The organism is Flavobacterium sp. UBA5153 (genome assembly GCA_002413745.1).
In the GTDB taxonomy this organism is placed as follows: domain Bacteria; phylum Bacteroidota; class Bacteroidia; order Flavobacteriales; family Flavobacteriaceae; genus Flavobacterium.
The window spans coordinates 43267-59866 of the sequence record DHXP01000018.1 but is presented as its reverse complement, the minus strand read 5'-3'; the positions used below and the strand labels follow the sequence as shown (position 1 = coordinate 59866).

15 protein-coding genes and 1 pseudogene are annotated in these 16600 nt (G+C 34.9%); 5 read left to right on the top strand and 11 right to left on the bottom strand.

The window, feature by feature from the left end; genetic code table 11:
* Window positions 1-203: 203 nt before the first annotated feature.
* Window positions 204-674 (top strand): CYTH domain-containing protein, encoded by a 471-nt coding sequence (locus B2145_RS03825; RefSeq protein ID WP_291098452.1) that lies wholly within the window; start codon window positions 204-206, stop codon window positions 672-674.
* Between the two features lie 3 nt (window positions 675-677).
* On the opposite strand, the gene B2145_RS03820 is transcribed toward B2145_RS03825, so the two are convergent.
* From B2145_RS03820 to B2145_RS03780, 9 genes and pseudogenes are all read right to left on the bottom strand, one after another.
* Window positions 678-1217 carry a septal ring lytic transglycosylase RlpA family protein gene (locus B2145_RS03820; protein WP_349677742.1) on the bottom strand — a complete coding sequence of 180 codons (540 nt, stop codon included), beginning with the start codon at window positions 1215-1217 and terminating at the stop codon, window positions 678-680.
* 76 nt (window positions 1218-1293) lie between these two features.
* Complete coding sequence (locus tag B2145_RS03815; RefSeq protein ID WP_291098449.1) at window positions 1294-1716, bottom strand: hypothetical protein; 423 nt, start codon at window positions 1714-1716, stop codon at window positions 1294-1296.
* 176 nt (window positions 1717-1892) lie between these two features.
* On the bottom strand, window positions 1893-3536 hold the full coding sequence (gene pgi, locus B2145_RS03810) for a glucose-6-phosphate isomerase (protein WP_291098446.1): 1644 nt from the start codon (window positions 3534-3536) through the stop codon (window positions 1893-1895).
* A gap of 149 nt (window positions 3537-3685) precedes the next feature.
* Window positions 3686-4921, bottom strand: coding sequence for a peptidoglycan DD-metalloendopeptidase family protein (locus B2145_RS03805; RefSeq protein ID WP_291098444.1), 1236 nt, complete (start codon window positions 4919-4921; stop codon window positions 3686-3688).
* A gap of 79 nt (window positions 4922-5000) precedes the next feature.
* Window positions 5001-5777: a DUF3108 domain-containing protein gene (locus B2145_RS03800; RefSeq protein WP_291098441.1), complete on the bottom strand. Its 777-nt coding sequence runs from the start codon at window positions 5775-5777 to the stop codon at window positions 5001-5003.
* A 293-nt stretch (window positions 5778-6070) separates the two neighbouring features.
* A pseudogene (locus tag B2145_RS03795) lies at window positions 6071-6481 on the bottom strand (4-hydroxyphenylpyruvate dioxygenase); the annotation flags it as partial.
* 196 nt (window positions 6482-6677) lie between these two features.
* Window positions 6678-8879, bottom strand: coding sequence for a patatin-like phospholipase family protein (locus B2145_RS03790; protein ID WP_291098438.1), 2202 nt, complete (start codon window positions 8877-8879; stop codon window positions 6678-6680).
* Window positions 8876-10681 (bottom strand): excinuclease ABC subunit UvrC, encoded by a 1806-nt coding sequence (gene uvrC, locus B2145_RS03785; RefSeq protein WP_291098436.1) that lies wholly within the window; start codon window positions 10679-10681, stop codon window positions 8876-8878. Before uvrC ends, B2145_RS03790 begins: the two co-directional genes overlap by 4 nt.
* A 135-nt stretch (window positions 10682-10816) precedes the next feature.
* Window positions 10817-12157 (bottom strand): Fic family protein, encoded by a 1341-nt coding sequence (locus B2145_RS03780; protein WP_291098433.1) that lies wholly within the window; start codon window positions 12155-12157, stop codon window positions 10817-10819.
* A gap of 115 nt (window positions 12158-12272) precedes the next feature.
* On the opposite strand from B2145_RS03780, the gene B2145_RS03775 reads away from it, so the two are divergent.
* The 4 genes from B2145_RS03775 (at window position 12273) to B2145_RS03760 (ending at window position 15436) form a co-directional block, all read left to right on the top strand.
* Window positions 12273-13511: an aminotransferase class I/II-fold pyridoxal phosphate-dependent enzyme gene (locus B2145_RS03775; protein ID WP_291098430.1), complete on the top strand. Its 1239-nt coding sequence runs from the start codon at window positions 12273-12275 to the stop codon at window positions 13509-13511.
* A complete protein-coding gene (locus B2145_RS03770; RefSeq protein ID WP_291098427.1) occupies window positions 13504-14067 on the top strand; it encodes a 5-formyltetrahydrofolate cyclo-ligase in 564 nt (187 codons plus the stop codon). The genes B2145_RS03775 and B2145_RS03770 overlap by 8 nt, the downstream gene beginning before the upstream one ends.
* A gap of 95 nt (window positions 14068-14162) precedes the next feature.
* Window positions 14163-15116, top strand: coding sequence for a Fic family protein (locus B2145_RS03765; RefSeq protein WP_291098424.1), 954 nt, complete (start codon window positions 14163-14165; stop codon window positions 15114-15116).
* 137 nt (window positions 15117-15253) lie between these two features.
* Complete coding sequence (locus B2145_RS03760; protein WP_291098422.1) at window positions 15254-15436, top strand: hypothetical protein; 183 nt, start codon at window positions 15254-15256, stop codon at window positions 15434-15436.
* 84 nt (window positions 15437-15520) lie between these two features.
* Here B2145_RS03760 and B2145_RS03755 read toward each other — a convergent pair whose 3' ends face one another.
* Window positions 15521-16123: a lipoprotein signal peptidase gene (locus tag B2145_RS03755; protein WP_291098419.1), complete on the bottom strand. Its 603-nt coding sequence runs from the start codon at window positions 16121-16123 to the stop codon at window positions 15521-15523.
* A gap of 90 nt (window positions 16124-16213) precedes the next feature.
* Window positions 16214-16594, bottom strand: coding sequence for a TraR/DksA family transcriptional regulator (locus B2145_RS03750; protein ID WP_291098416.1), 381 nt, complete (start codon window positions 16592-16594; stop codon window positions 16214-16216).
* Between the last annotated feature and the right edge of the window lie 6 nt (window positions 16595-16600).

The following is a 16600-nucleotide window of genomic DNA, read 5'->3' as shown; positions in this document are numbered from 1 at the left end:
ATTATACCAGAACGATTGGACTAAAGCATATTAACCAATGGTATAAAAACATTTACCCAAAGATACCGGAAGATTTTTTATACATTTGAAGTTCAAAACTAGCCCAGTCCCGATAGCTATCGGGAGAAGTGAAAATCCTTTTGTCACGCTTTTTTGCGTGACAAAAGATTGAAACGGAAAGCTGGAAAAAGCTCCCAAAAAAAATGATAGAAATAGAAAGGAAATTTCTCACGACCTCCGACGCTTTCAAAAGAGAAGCTTTTGCCCAAAACCGAATTGCACAAGGTTATTTGAGCTCTGTTCCGGAACGCACAGTTCGTGTCCGAATAAAAGGAGATAAAGGATTCCTGACCATAAAAGGAGCCTCAAATGAATCGGGGATTTCGCGTTTTGAATGGGAAAAGGAAATTCCTGTTGACGAAGCCCAGAAATTATTGCTCCTGTGCGAAAAAGGCGTTATCGACAAAACCCGTTTTGAGGTAAAAATAGGTAATCACATTTTTGAAGTTGACGAATTCTATGGCGAAAATGAAGGTTTGATTATTGCCGAAATTGAACTTGGTTCAGAAACCGAAACTTTCGAAAAACCATCGTGGCTTGGCAAAGAAGTTACCAATGACAATAGGTATTATAATTCCTATTTGAGCAGCCATCCTTATGCAAAATGGCCCTAATTATTATTCGACTAGTTCAATTTTCACCATCATTACTCCCGCTGATTTGTTTTTGGCAATTTCCATATAGGCACGTTTGGAAAGGTCAATTTCTCGTGATTTCACAAATGGACCTCTATCGATAATTTCGACGATTACCGATTTTTCATTGGCTAAATTGGTGATTTTTACTTTTGTGCCAAAAGGCAGTTTTTTGTGTGCTGCCGTATATTTGTTGTTATCGAATCTTCTTCCACTCGTGGTTCTTTTTCCATTGAATTTGTCGGCATAATAGGAAGCGTGAACTTCTTTTTTATAGGGCTTTAATTTTCCCGTTTCGACAAATAAAGTATCCAAAACAATTTCTTGATGTATAACAAGTGTCTTGTTTTTACTGACAGTGTCTTTTAATGACGGAGATTTATCTTGTTTTGCAACCAGCGGTTTGTTTTTTTGGACGGTATCTTTTTTTATCGAAGATTTTTGTTTTTCTTTAGTTAGAGCTTGACCACTGGCAAAACCAACAATTACAATGGAAAGAAAAAGTGTGAAAATATTTTTCATTTATTTCATTTTTAATTCAATTTAGCAAAAATCATACCTAAGCAAAAAAAGTCCTGAAAAGGACTTTTAATTTTTTTTAGAACCACAATCCCCAAGGAATTTTGCTCAATATAAGCACTAATCCCAAACCATAATAAATGGAAAAAGTCTTGTATTTTGATTCGCTCGTTGTCAACTTTTTATGTTTCATCCATCCAATTGTAATCAGGGTAATCCCAATAATATTCATTAATGGGTGCTCCAGTGACGTTAAACGCAATGCTTTGTCAGACATTTGCCCCAAAGAAGCAAAACCTGCAGGCGATACAAAATATAAAATTAATCCGATCAATAATTGGGTGTGTATTGTAGCCAAACCAAACAGCGCAATTTTTCTGTCTTTTTCGGTAAATTCTTTTTTGGAAAATAATCCAATAAGCGAATTGACAACGGCAATTACCAATAATAAAAATGCTAAATAAGCCCAGCCAGAATGAAGTTTTTGAATGAATTCGTACATAAAATAAGTTTTGTTTTAACAAATATAAATAAAAAAGTATAAAAAAAGGTATTCTCAAATCAAGAATACCTTTTTAAATATTATATGTGTCCCGTCCTGAATTACAAGCTATGTTTTCCTCAAAATCAAGACCTCTTTACAATTGAATAAACTGTGATTGAGAAGAGGAATATTTTTTATTTATTCTTCAAAAAGTGATTCAATAAAAACTCGGTTGAGCTATCGTGAGGATTTACTTTTTTAGAATGTATTTCTTCAAGAATTGAATTGGCCAATTGTTTGCCAAGTTCAACTCCCCATTGATCAAAACTAAAAATATCCCAAATAATTCCTTGCACAAAAATCTTGTGTTCATATAATGCGATCAAAGAACCCAATGACTTTGGCGTCAATTTTTGTATTAGAATAGTGTTCGTGGGTTTGTTTCCACTGAATATTTTAAATGGCAAAAGGAATTTCGCTTTTTCTTCGGACAGTCCTTGTTTGTCAAATTCGGCTTGAACTTGTTCTTTTGTTTTTCCGTGCAATAATGCTTCGGTTTGCGCAAAAAAGTTCGACATTAATTTGTCGTGATGGTCTTCGTTTCCGTACAATGGTTTCACAAATCCAATGAAATCCGTTGGAATCAACTTCGTCCCTTGATGAATTAATTGGAAAAAGGCGTGCTGGGAATTGGTTCCGGGTTCTCCCCAAATAATTGTTCCCGTTTGATAATTTACCGGTTTTCCATCTCGTCCAACGCTTTTGCCATTGCTTTCCATCGTGGCTTGCTGTAAATATGGCGCCAGTTTTTGCAAATATTGCGTGTATGGAATTAACGCTTCACTTTCAGATCCAAAAAAATTGTTATACCAAATGCTCAGCAGAGCCAAGGTAACAGGAATATTTTTGTCAAAATCGGCAGTTTTAAAATGGTTGTCCATTTCGTTTGCTCCAATTAATAATTCATCAAAATTATCAAAACCAACGGCCAAACTTATCGAAAGACCGACGGCACTCCAAAGAGAAAAACGACCGCCAACCCAATCCCACATTGGGAAAACATTCTCGGGGTTTATACCAAATTCGGTTACATTTTTAATATTGGTTGAAACCGCCACAAAATGTTTAGCTACATCCTCTTGTTTTGCTGATTGCAAAAACCATTTTCTTATGGTCTCCGAATTAGTTAAGGTCTCCTGAGTGGTAAATGTTTTGGAAACAATAACAAAAAGAGTTGTTTCCGGATTTAACTTTTTAATAATTTCATTTACGTGATCCCCATCTACATTCGACACAAAGTGAATGTTTAGATTGTTTTTATAAAACTGCAAAGCTTCGACCGCCATGGCCGGACCAAGGTCTGAACCACCAATTCCGATATTGACAACGTCTGTAAATGGTTTTCCCGTGAAACCTTTTCTGTCACCATTAACAACTTCGTTGGTAAAGTTTTTTATTTTGTTTTTTACTTCATAAATTTCCGGAACCACATTTTTACCATCTACTTTTATGCTAGATGTTGCCGTTGCGCGCAAAGCGGTATGCAAAACTGCCCTATTTTCGGTTTGATTAATGATGTCGCCATCAAAATATTTGGCAATTGCCTCTTTCAATTGTGCTTCATTTGCCAATTCAAGTAACAAATCAATTGTTTTCTGGTTGATGATATTCTTAGAATAATCAACTACGAAATCATTCCATTGCAAATGAAATTGAGTTGCCCTAGTGTTATCTTCACTGAACATTGCTGACATGGAAGCATTTTGCATTTCCTGAAAATGTTTCTGAAGATTTTGCCAAGCTAATGTTGTTGTCGGATTTATATTTTGTAATGCCATTATAATATTGATTCGTGTATTTGGTTAATTGGTTATTCTTTTTGAAATACAAATTTACACTATTAGTTTGTAAATATTCATTCCTTTTTATTTAAAGCTTCCAGCGTTTTGAAGGCTGGAAGCTTTAAATAAAACTTATGTTTTTTGAACTATAAATTGGCAACGCTGTCCAATTCTCTTTTCAATGGCTTCATTTGAGTCAAAAATCGCGGCAAATTTTTTCTATCCATAGGTTGGGAATTAGGCAATTTTAATTTCAAGGCATCCACTTGTACTCCGTTTTTCCAAAATCGATAACATACATGCGGTCCTGTTGCCAGTCCCGTACTTCCTACTTTTCCAATGATGCTTCCTTGAGCAACTCTTTGCCCTTTTCTGACTAAGATTTTTGACATGTGTAAATATTGTGTCGAGTACGTTCTATCATGTTTTACTTTTACAAAATTTCCGTTTCCGGCTGTATAACCCGTTTGTTCCACAATTCCTGCCGCGGTTGTCATAATCGGAGTTCCTGTTGGCGCAGCATAATCAGTCCCTTTATGAGCTTTCCAGACCAATTGTACGGGATGAAATCTGTGTAAAGTGAAATGCGAGGTAATATTCACAAATTTGAGTGGGGCCTTAAGGAAAAAATTCTTGAGTGCTTTTCCTTGATCGTCATAATAATCGAGTTTTCCTGAAGTTTGATTTTGGGCAAAAGGAAAGGCGTAAATTAATTTTCCTTTATACTCGAAAAATGCCGCTTTTAAGCTGTCAACTCCGTCATAAATGGTGTCGTCAATATACCTTTCGGTAAAGGTGATGCCAAACTTATCTCCCTTTTGTAACTTGAAAAAGTCGATGGACCAGGCATACACTTTTGTCAATTTGTTGGCCAAAGCCGCATCAACTCCTTGCTTGCTTAATGCTTCGGACAGAGAGCCGTCTAATTTTCCGGAAATTGTTCTTTGTCTTATCCGGATTGGTCTCGTTTTTTTGTAAACCATCACTGAATCTCTCAAATCGACAACATAATAATTCACCCTGTCAGGCTGGTAAACAATGACCTGCAACTTTTTATATCGATCTTTTGATCTTAATAAAGTAAATGCCTTTCCTATTCTTACGGTTCTTATGTTAAAACTGTCTTTAACTTTTTCCAAAATATCATAGACTTGTTTGTCACCAAGATTTTGATTTTCTAAAATACCTCCAAAGGTGTCTCCGCTTTGTATCGTGTCATTTAAAACATTAAAATCATTGGATTTAAATCCGAATTGTTCTATTTCAGCTTGCGGTTTTTGATCTGGGATTATGCTCACAGTTTCCGATTGTTTACAAGAAACCAATGAAATAAAAACGATTATAAGTAGTAGTGTTTTTTTAAAAGTGTGTATGTTATGCATTTAAATTATTTTTCTTTTTCAATGTAATATTTCTTCTTCATTCTATAATTCCAAAAAAATCATTGTGTAATTTCCACAATTATTCAACAATTTTTATTTTAAACGGATATTTTAGTCCTTTGAATCCCTCTATGTCTGCTTTGATAGATCCTACGACGAGACTGGCTTTTATTCGAACAGGCAATTTATTGTCATCATCCGAAATCCAAACCGTTAAACTTTCCTGTTCTTTAAAAACACGCCCGGATTGAACCAAAGGTCTAAAAACCATTGTCGGAACAACTCCAAATTTAGTTGTAATATCCTCACGACCTAAAAACTTTAACTTAAATTTTGTTGTTTCATCATCAAAAAACATATCAATTGAAACGGATTCGCCCGGCTTTATTTTATCAATATTTGGATAATTTCGCAAATAATAGAAGGATGACATAATGTCTTGTGTGTTTTTCGGGATATCAAGTGTTTTTTCCGTTTTATTTTTATAATCTTTTACAAAAATTTTATTTTCTGATTGATTAAAAAATCCTTCTTGGTTTTTGGTATATCCTCCTTCATCAATTTTTCTAATATATTGATATGGATTTCTAGAATCCTTATCGATGTAGCTTTCGTATAAATCATCTACTTTAAAAAAAAATCTGGACATCCCCGTGGTATACCCCCTACCAATAACGTGAAAAACTTTTTTGCTGTTTAAAGAGGCCTCTTTAACCTCCAGTGTTGCATAACCTGCATTTACAAAACCATAATGTATTCGAAATTTAAACCATTCGCCTACATCATACGCATCTCCTTTTTGGGAATCAAAACTTACCGTTGTAATAAATATAAGTAATAGAATTATTTTTTTCATTGCTTTATTAGACTATTTATTGACTGCAAATGCAAATTTTGTTCCAAATATATTAAAACAAAAAAACTCAGTCAAATAATGACTGAGTTTTTATGCTATTAACTAACCAAAAAAATTATAAATTATGAAATTTATAAGAAATTAGGAAGGAAACCACCCCCTCCGTTTTTCAGGCACAAAGATAATCAGTAAAACAAGGGTAATTCAACTAAAAACATACTTTAACACAATATTTGCAAACGCGTATGTCGATTGTTAATTATTTTTTCACATTGTATAAAAAAAATGTGTTATTATAGTGTTCCCCTCAATTGCTGCTCCCTTTCTACAGATTCCAAAAGAACTTTGAAATTGCCTGCCCCAAAACCCTTTGCCTCCATTCGTTGAATAATTTCAAAAAAAGAGTACCGGTCTGTCTTCAATCAGTTTTATGGAAATTTGCAATATGCATCCGTCTTCATCTGCATGACCAAAATGGTGAGTTTTTAGATTGTTTCTAAATCTTCGTGCATCATATCCATCAGTCTCAATGACAATATGTCGCATATTTGAACCTTCATGAAAATCTAAATATTCTTCTATTTGAGAACGTTTGTTTCCTTTTGCGGGTTTTCGTCGATTGGAAATTTTATTCTGCCATTTCCGTCACTCATTAATGCGGAATATTCAGCGGGAATTTGTTCGTCATCAAAGACCGGAAAATTTCACAATTTGTGGCATAATGGTATCTTTGAAAATTTTAGATTTACGATTTTAGTCCCGATATCTATCTCTCGGAATACGATTTAAAAACCCGAAAACTCCCTCAGGATTTCTCTTGATGAGAAATTGAAGATGTTCTAATAATCCTATCCATTTTGTTTTCACTATAACAAATAGTGGGATTTTTATTGATCTAAATTAAAACCAAAAGCCAACACTAAACCAGGTATATCCCTTTGAAGTTTCTGGCGACCAAGAATATTTAACCTCTATGGGACCAATTATAGTTTCTAAACCATAGCCCAATGCATAGCCAGAATATTTTGGGATTGAAATCCAATTCATTGTTTGAAAAAGATTATTCTCCAAGTTGGCAAAATTGGCGGAAAAATTTAAGTGATTGTCTTTGAAAATTTCATAATCAATGGTTGCAGTCGTTTTTATATAACTATTAGCCGATATGCTCAAAAAATCATAGCCATAAAAATTCTTGAAATTATTTAGGGTATTGTATCCATATCCTCCCAAAACAAAATTAAAAAAAGGCACGCTTTCATCTCCAAATGAAAAACCAGCACCTGCTTGAAGTTTTAGCGTGGTTTTTTTTAAAATTGTCGTAGCTATCCCAAAATCAGCATTTGCAATAGAAAAAGGATTGAATTGATTGGTGTAATTTGAAGAAATTAAATAGGATTGAATATCTCCTGAAAAACACCATCCTTTTTTTGGAAAGTATTTATTATCAAAAGAATCATATTTCACATACCCAAAAACGCTTTCGTAATCACTCTTGTCGATTGTAGGCGCAGCGTTAGTCAATGTTTCTGACGCTATATTTAAAAATTTAACTTCAATTCCTGCCCCTATTAGGAGTTTCTGTGCAAATAGTGACTGGAGATAGGCTTGATTTGTTAAGTCCGAGAAATCTAAATTAATGGTGCTTATTGCCAAAGGCCCTATATTCAGACCCCCTATTTCTTTAGCCACATTTCTATTAAATTGATTATATTGAGATTTAAAACCAAAACTCAAATAAAACCCATTGTCTATATAATAATCTAAATTATATCTGAAATTATCCCCAAGAACAATATCTAATGAGGCAATATCATTTTTAAAAAAAGTCTTTTTCTGGGTTAGATTTACAAGAACTCCACTTTTAAATAAGTCATCGTAATGCAAGCCAAATTTTAAAAATGTTCTATTTGTATTTTCAACCAAATCTAACTTTAAATCATCAATCGAATTATTATCTTCCAATGAATAATTTATCACACTGAAATTCTGGGTCGCATTAAGATTGTCAATTCCTTTTCTCAGATCTTCGTAGGTGATTTTACTCCCTTCATTAAAAGGCAGTTTACCTTTTATATAGGATTGTGTATAATTGTTTAAACTGTTTATGTTTATACATTTTATTTGAAGAGTGTCACTAGATACTTTTAAATTATTTTTTTTATAACTTTCTTTATCTCCTAGTTTTTTTAACTGCTCATAAACTGCAAAAGCAGCTTCTTCTCCTTTTTTTATAATCTCTTGCCCTTTATCAAATGATATTATACCATAGTCTTTAATATCTGGTTTTATATAAACATCTGTATCTTTTATTTTCATCTTCATTTTTTCTATGGTTTGAAGAGCTGAAATTTGACCCAATATTTTCGTAGCTTCTCTTAGATCATTTCTGTCAAATAAACCATCCTGAACGTCCACCCCAATGATGATATCAGCACCCATTTTCCGTACCGCTTCTATAGGATAATTATTTGCCACACCTCCATCAATTAGTAGTTTTCCATCCATTTCAACAGGTGAAAACAAAGAAGGAAATGCCGAACTTGCAATCATGGCATGAGCTAAATTCCCTTTGTTCAAAATAACTTCTTCACCCGTTTCTATATTTGTGGCGATACATAAAAACGGTGTTTTTAATTTGTTAAAATCTCTTATATGTCTTACATTTCGTGTTAGCGAACTCAGTAAATTAAAATTATACATCCCTTTTGACAATGCCTCTGGAACCCCAATCCTGAATTTATTAAAGGGTAAAACAACTGCATACAATTCATCATTCCTTTTTTCGTAAAAATTCTTGGAGGAACGAGGAATAAAATCATGAAGCAATTTATCAAAATTGGTTGATTTAAAAATAGAATCTATTTGATTGGCACTATACCCAAAGGCGTAAAGTCCGCCAACAACCGCACCCATACTCGTTCCGCCAATATAATCAATCTTGATGCCTGCCTGCTCCAAAACTTTTAAAACACCAATATGTGCAAATCCTTTAGCGCCACCGCCACTAAGAACCAGCCCGATTTTGGGTCTTTTAACGGCGTCTTGTGAAAAAGACGTGAGGAAAGTAAAAAAAAGAAAAATGAATAGTGCAAATTTTTTCATTTTGACTCGTTATTGGTTCTGTAAAAGTCGGTAATTTTTTTGGCTTTTGATATACCTATAACGTCAGAAATTTCTTTTTCTGTGGCTAATTTCAATCTTTTAACACTTTTGAAATGTTGTATTAACGTGAGCATCGTTTTTTCGCCAATTCCCGGAATACTTTCAATCGAAGAATTGAGCGCCGATTTGCTTCTTTTGTCTCTGTGATGTGTTATGCCAAAACGGTGGGCTTCATTGCGAAGCTGCTGAATTATTTTCAATGTTTCCGATCTTTTGTCCAAATATAAAGGAACGGAATCGCCGGGGTAAAACAATTCTTCCAGTCGTTTCGCGATGCCAATTACCGTTATTTTTCCTCGCAAACCCAGTTCGTCAATACTTTTCAACGCCGATGACAATTGTCCTTTTCCGCCATCAATGATGATGAGTTGCGGCAAAGGCTGTTCTTCGTCCAATAATCGTTTGTAACGGCGATACACCACCTCGGTCATCGAGGCAAAATCATCCGGTCCTTCGACTGTTTTTATATTGAAATGGCGATAATCTTTCTTGCTGGGCTTCCCGTCCTTGAAAACCACGCAAGCCGCCACGGGATTGGTTCCTTGAATGTTCGAATTGTCGAAACATTCTATGTGCCGAGGCTCAACGGGTAATCGTAAATCTTTCTGCATTTGTGCCATAATTCTATTGGCGTGGCGGTCTGGGTCTACAATTTGCAGTTGTTTTAATTGTTCGATTCGGTAAAATTTGGCGTTGCGAATGGACAAATCCAGAATTTGCTTTTTGTCGCCCAGTTGCGGAACCGTAACTTTTATGTTTTCGCCCAAATCAACTACAAATGGAACGATAACTTCTTTAGATAATAATTGAAAACGTTCCCGAAGTTCTATTATCGCCAACTCTAACAATTCTTCGTCGGTTTCGTCCAGTTTCTTTTTGATTTCCATCGTGTGGGATCGTATAATCGAGCCGTGGGAAATTTGCAGAAAGTTTACATAGGCGGCACTTTCGTCAGAAACTATCGAAAACACGTCAATATTCGTGATTTTTGGATTGATAATCGTGGAACGCGACTGGTAATTTTCGAGGATTTCAATTTTTTCCTTGATTTTTTGGGCTTCTTCAAAATGCATATCCCGAGCTAAATCAATCATCAGCTTTTTGAAATCTTTCATGCTTTCCTTGAAATTCCCTTTCAGGATTTCACGGATGGCATCCACTTGTTTTTGGTAGTCTTCCAAAGTTTCATAACCTTCGCAAGGACCTTTGCAATTGCCGATATGATATTCCAAACATACTTTGAATTTCCCGCTTTCGATATTCGATTTACTCAAATCAAAATTGCAGGTTCGCAGCGGATACAATTCTTTTACCAGTTCCAAAATGGTATTCACGGTCTTGAAACTCGTGTAAGGGCCAAAATATTCCGAACCGTCCTTGACCATTCTTCTGGTGGAAAATATTCGAGAAAAAGGCTCTTTTTTAATGCAAATCCAAGGATAACTTTTGTCATCACGCAACAATACATTGTATCGTGGCTGAAGCGTTTTTATGAGATTATTTTCCAGCAAAAGTGCATCGGTTTCGGTGGGAACGACGATGTGTTTTATGGTCACGATTTTCTTGACCAGCACATTGGTTTTGGCCGTGTCGTGAATTTTATTGAAATAAGAAGAAACTCTTTTTTTTAAATTCTTGGCTTTGCCCACGTATAAAATCTTGCCTTCCTTGTCATAATATTGATATACGCCGGGACCGTCAGGCAAGGTTTGAATTTGAAGTTCGAGAGTCGGGATGTTCATTGTCATTGCGAGGTACGAAGCAATCTCAATATGATTGCAGATTAGCGATTTTCTAAATTGATATTGATTTTTGCAATTGCAATTGACATTCAAAAATTAGCCACAGATGAAACGGATTTTACTGATTTTCACAGATTATTTTTTATCACTTCTTTCAAGTTCTGATATTTTTTTTTCAATAAATTCTTTGTGCCTTTTGATTTCATTTTTCATTATTTTTTCAATCTCTTTGTCCGTTTTGTTTTTCTGATAAGGAATTTGAACAATGTCTCTGTCATTTAATTTTATACGCAAATAATCTGTTAAAAATTTTATTTCGATTTTGATAAAAAAATAAGATTCGTTCAGTTTTAATTTTTTTAGATTTTTAAATGAATACTCAAAAACAAACTCTTTATCTTCAAAAATTTTATCAAAATTAGTCTTCAAAAATTCGAGATAAGTCACATCATTTAAATAGTATATTTTGTTGCCTAACTGAATATAAAAATTATTCTCTTCATATAATTTATCAAATTTAAAGTTCGCGTTAAAAAATTTCTCCGCTAACGAAAAAACAAAATATTCTATAAAGGTTTTGTCTATAGTGTGCTTTTTGGGGATGTTTTTTTTTTCAAAAGAATTCAACCTTTGCTCCAACAAAGCAATTTCTTTATCCAAATCATCATCCTCCTCAATGCTTTCCCCTTTTGCGCCAGCTATCATAATTTCGAGAGAATGAACCAAATTTTCGGCGATATAATTGATGAAAGCCTCAATATTTCCAGCATCGGCGAGTTGCAAAGCGGCAAAATAATTGGCTTTATCCTCGGTTTTGATAATTACTGGCGGAAAACCAAATTGCATCAGAATAAAATTCATCAGGATTCGGGCTGTTCTTCCGTTTCCATCATCAAAAGGATGAATTCTAATAAAACGGTAGTGAAATTCAGCCGCAACAAGAATTGGATTAACGTTTTTCTCTTTCGTTTTTTGGTTATACCAATTCAGCAAATCAAACATCTTTGCAGGTGTTTCTTCAGGTGTTGCAAAATAAAAGATTTCTCCCGTTTTTGTTTTTACGTGATTGGGAGATGATTTGTAAGTCCCTACATTTATTCTCTTTTTTGTTGGTTTTCCGTCAGGCGTTATGGCATCGACTTCGTAGGATTCTTTGAGTAAAAGCGTGTGCAATTCCCTGATGAAATTTTCTGTTAAAGGACGTTCTCCTTTAACCAAATCTATTACCCAATTAATGGCTTCGTTATGCCCTGTAATCTCTAATGTGTCTTTTAAAGGTTTGCCTTGGGCGGTAATCCCAAATAAAATCAAAGCTTTGGTTTCGCCATAAGTAAGCGAATTTCCCTCAAGATGATTGGAATGATAATTCCAGTCCAAACGAAATTTTTGCATTATGATTGCTTCCTTTTCTTTATCAATTGGACGTAAAGTGTCCAATTCATTTTTAAGTTCCAATGCTTTTGTGATTTCTTCCATAAGGACAAGGATTTAATTCAAACAAATTTAACTTTAAAATTGGCATAAAGCAAATTCAAAAAATTATCCCATTTATAATAATTTATAAAATTATCTTTGTCAAAAAAATTCAGCAATGATTTACTGGAAAAAACTCTCGCAAGAAGAACGAAAAAATAGAATACAAAGAGCATTGGACGAAAACGTGAATTTTTCTAAAGACGCTTCCCTTGGTTATCCCGCTTCAAAACTGGACGGGAAAGTGTTTTACGATGATGCGCCTTTTTTGCAAGATGCCCCTACGTTGAAAACCTACGTGGCCAATCCCAACCATATTGGCTGCCATACTTTGGGAACTTCCGAAAAGGCATTCAAGGGAACGCAGGAAATGGAACGCGAAGTTTTGAACGTTATTGCTGTTGATATTTTCAAAGCCGAACCCAACTCGATTGACGGTTATATTTCGCCTGGCGGAACCGAGGCCAACATTCAAGCCATCTGGATGTATCGCAACTTTTTTATGTACCAAAAAGGGGCTAAATTAGACGAAATCGCCATTCTAGCTTCCGAAGACACGCATTATTCTATCCCGAAAGGAGCCAATATTTTGATGTTGGATTGGATAAAAATTCCTGTTTCTTTCGAAAAAAGGGAAATCGACAAAATGGCATTAGAAAACGAGATCATTAAAGCGAAACAAAACGGAAAAAAATATTTTATCGTCGTTGCCAATATGGGAACGACAATGTTCGGCTCGGTTGACAATCCCGAAGATTACACTTCGATTCTGGAAAAACACGATGCCGAATACAAACTCCATATTGACGGTGCTTACGGCGGTTTTGTGTATCCGTTTAGCAACCAGAAATCCACCATTAATTTCAGTAATCCAAAGATAAGTTCCATCACCATCGATGCCCATAAAGTGCTGCAATCGCCTTATGGAACGGGTATTTTCATCTGCAGAAAAGGTCTGATTGAAAACGTTTTGACCAAGGAGGCCGAATATGTCGAAGGAATGGATTTAACCCTTTGCGGAAGTCGTTCCGGTGCGAATGCCGTTGCGGTTTGGATGATTTTGTTTACGTATGGTCCTTTTGGCTGGTTCGAAAAAGTGAGCGTTTTGCAAATGCGAACCCAGTTTTTGTGCCACGAACTGGACGAATTGAACATCAAATATTTCAGGGAGCCTTTTATGAATATCGTAACCATTCATTCTGAATATATTCCGGAAGAAATTGCCAAAAAATTTGATTTGGTTCCCGAACAGCATAATAAAGACAATAAATGGTACAAAATTGTGCTTATGGATCACGTCGAAGTGCAACATTTGACCTCTTTTATAAACGAATTGAAAGCGACGATTCATGCTTAAAAAGGAATTAAGGCAAAAGTATAAAAACAAAAGGCAAGAGTTGAGCGATGCTGAAATCGAAGATTTGAGTTTGGCTATTGCCAATAAATTACTGACACTTCCCATTTGGGATAAAACCTATTTCCATATTTTCCTTCCCATTACCGAACATAAAGAAGTCAACACCGAGTTCATTTTGCATTTGCTTTCAGGAAAAGATAAGGAAATCATCGTCTCAAAAAGTGATTTCGAAACCCGAAAAATGACTCATTTCCTTTTGACGGACAATACCAAAATCAAGAAAAACGAATACAATATTCCGGAACCTGTTGATGGACTGGAAGTTCCAACCAGCAAAATCGACGTGGTTTTTGTACCGCTTTTGGCTTTTGACAAGACCGGCCATCGTACCGGTTACGGCAAAGGATTTTATGACAAATTCTTGACGGAATGCACGCCGGAAACCATAAAAATTGGGCTTTCTTTCTTTGAACCTTCAGCAATTATTGACGATGTTTTTGAAAATGACGTGAAACTGGATTATTGCGTGACGCCGAATGGGGTTTATCAATTTTGATTATATAATTTCATCATACATACAGAACTACACCAATACCATTTGGACATTTCAATAAAAAAAACTATTTTTGATGCTATCAAATGATAGCATCAATGAAGCCTCCTTACGACGTAAGCCCGAAAATATTAAAACTGATTCGTTCTATTTCTGAAAAAATAGGAGAAGTGAATGCTAATTATCTGAGTAAGCAATCTCCGCAACTTCGAAAACAGAATAGAATAAAAACGATTCATTCATCTTTACAAATTGAAGGCAACACATTGACCGAAGAACAAATCACTGCCTTAATCGAAAACAAAAGAGTTATTGGTCCCGAAAAAGACGTTTTGGAAGTCCTAAATGCCATTAAAGTATATGAAAAGCTGAATGAATATACATTTTCGTCTGACAAAAGTTTCTTAAAAGCACATTTGGAATTAATGGATGGATTAATTGTCGGTGCTGGAAAATACAGGAAACAAGGAGTTGGAATTGTCAAAGGGACGAAAGTGGAACATATTGCTCCACCAGCCGAAAATGTTCCTTATCTGATGAAAGACTTATTCGAATATCTTGAAGATCCAGATGAATTGACGCTAATAAAAAGCTGTGTTTTTCATTATGAAATGGAATTTATTCATCCATTTCTCGACGGCAACGGGAGAATGGGAAGGTTGTGGCAAACCCTGATTTTAATGTCTGAATATCCCGTTTTTGAGTTTTTACCCTTCGAAACATTGATTAGTCAAACGCAAAATGATTATTATACTACATTGGCAATGAGTGACAAATCAGGGAAATCAACTTTTTTTATTGAATATATGCTTGCCGTTATTAACACCTCTTTGGAAGGTTTGCTTAATTACAACAGCAGGGTTTTAAAAGACATTGATCGATTGGAACACTTCGTAAGCCTTGGTTTAACCGAGTTTACGAGAAGGGATTATATGAATGTTTTCAAAGATTTGTCCTCGGCAACGGCAAGCAGGGATTTGAAAAAAGGAATTGAATTGCAGCTGTTGGAAAGTATAGGAAGTCTCAATAAAACAAAATACGTTGTAAAATAATCACGGTTGCGAATGGCGGCTTCAAATTCAATTCTTTAATTATCTAAAAATTGGACTTTCCTAGATTATCGCGTGACAGCAAATGAGGTTTATCGGTTTTAATGCGTACTTTAGTATTCTCAACAACTTACAAACTTATGAAAAAATTTAAGTTATCTAGATTTGGAATGATAATTTTGGCTATTCTATTCGCCTTTTCAACATCAAATTGTCACGTTTATATGGGAACACATAAATCAAAAAGTCTTCCCCCAGGACAAGCTAAAAAAATCAATGGAGACAAAAGCGCCAAAAAATATGCTCCTGGACATAATAAATAAAAAAAAAGACCTATTTCTTATCTGAAATAGGTCTTTTTTTTTGCAAAAAATTGAGAATTTGTTTTTGAACAAATAAATCAACTCCTAATGATGATGATGAAACGCTTTTTTATTGAAAACTATCAAAATTCCGACTCCTGTGGAAATGGCCATATCGGCAACATTGAAAATAGCGTTGAAAAAAGTAAATTCTTTTCCGCCCCAAATAGGTAACCAACTTGGAAGATTTCCGTGATAAAACGGGAAATAAAACATATCGACAACTCTTCCGTAAAACCAAGTGCCGTAAGGTTTGTCTGTAAACAAAGTGGCCAAATGACCGTAGCTGTCATCAAAAATAACTCCATAAAAAACGGAGTCTATTATGTTGCCAAATGCTCCTGCAAGAATTAATGAAATGGCTATAACCAAGTGATTTGAACTGTGTTTTCTTTCGACTGAATCCCATAACCAATAGCCAATTCCCGCAACGGCACCCAATCTAAACAGGGTCAGGAATAACTTGCCATAAACTCCCGGAATTACGGTTCCCCAAGCCATTCCTTCATTTTCGATGAAATGGATTTTGAACCAACTAAAAACGTTGACTTCTTCACCTAAAACAAAATTAGTTTTAATATATATTTTAGAAATTTGATCCACAATTAATATGATAAAAATAAGTAGATAGGCTTTTCGTAATGTCATTTTATTAAATTTTAATGGCGCAAAAGTAATGTTATTTTCTAAAAAAAACGCCCCAAACGGAGCGTTAATTATTTTATGGCAAGAGTGGGATTATCGTTGCAAGTTTTTTGCTTCGATACTCATCGTGGCGTGAGGAACAATCATTAATCTGTCTTTGCTGATTAATTTTCCTGTCACTTTGCAAACGCCATAGGTTTTGTTTTCTACACGGAAAAGTGCATTCTTCAAATCACGGATAAACTTTTCCTGACGAATCGCCAGTTGTGAATTGGCTTCCTTTGACATCGTTTCGCTTCCTTCTTCAAATGCTTTGAATGTGGGCGAAGTGTCATCAGTCCCGTTATTTAAATCATTCATATAGGCACTTTTGATCAAATCTAAATCTGCCTGTGCTTTGTTTATTTTTTTAAGGATAAGCTCTTTGAACTCGGCTAAATCAGCGTCTGAGTATCTTGTAATTTCGTCTACCATTTTCTA